General features: G+C 50.9%; 1 pseudogene. It reads right to left on the bottom strand.

What is annotated here, in order from left to right:
• Positions 1-328: 328 nt before the first annotated feature.
• Positions 329-721 (bottom strand): annotated as a pseudogene (locus F2P45_RS34310) (IS4 family transposase); the annotation flags it as partial.
• Between the last annotated feature and the right edge of the window lie 129 nt (positions 722-850).

Raw genomic sequence — 850 nt, 5'->3', positions numbered from 1 at the left:
CAAAGGTGTTCGAGATACTCGTCCAGATCTGCCAAATTGTCCATCTTCACCCCCATCGTCATGGAAGGTTTCAGTATACACAAGGGCTAATAGTTTACAATGCTTTTATGACACAGTAAGACTAAGGATGTGCTAATTTATTCACTTTTAGGAAAATCGCACCCTTTAGAATCCAAGGGTTACACACCAAATTCTTGAAAATATTGAATAAATCAGCGCTTCCCTAAATATAGAAGGTATCCGCAAAACCGGACCGTATTCCCTTAGTTTTTACCAGCGCGGCGGTCCGTTTCTGGCCGGGGCTTGGGGTCATGCCGTTATACACAACTCAGTCAAACTCTCCTCTGAGGGCGCGTAATGTTTGAGCGGCAGTCAGCACCTTGTCGAGTCCACGCCAAATGGTCTTTGCGCCCGGCTCGCCATCACTCTTTCTTGTCAGGAAGCCGCCGATTTGCGCGATCAGTCGCACCACTTGATTCAAAGTGGGCGGAGTAGACGGCATCTTCTTTTTTGCCAGCAAATGGGCCCCATGAATTTCATCCGTATCGAAGAACAGCGTGGCGTCCAGATCCGGGCAGGTTCGCCCCTTTCGCATCAGATAGGTGACGCGCCAAGCAACCACCATGAACAAAGCCAGCGCGCGTTCGAGCCGGTCGATGGCGCCGAGTTGCAATGACTCCACCTCGCAGCCATTTTTCAGTACATGGAAGTAAATCTCGATACACCGTAAGCGATCCATCAACCCCAGACTGTTCAGGAAGTCACGCCGCTGGTTAAATCGGGGGTATGCAAATCCTTCATATTCCACGGCAGCAGCGCCGCGACGTCATCCACGGTTTTCGCCGCTGGC

This window comes from Massilia mucilaginosa, assembly GCF_011682145.1.
In the GTDB taxonomy this organism is placed as follows: Bacteria; Pseudomonadota; Gammaproteobacteria; order Burkholderiales; family Burkholderiaceae_D; genus Telluria_A; species Telluria_A mucilaginosa.
The sequence above is the reverse complement of the archived record's forward strand: the minus strand, read 5'-3'. Positions and strand labels throughout refer to the sequence as shown.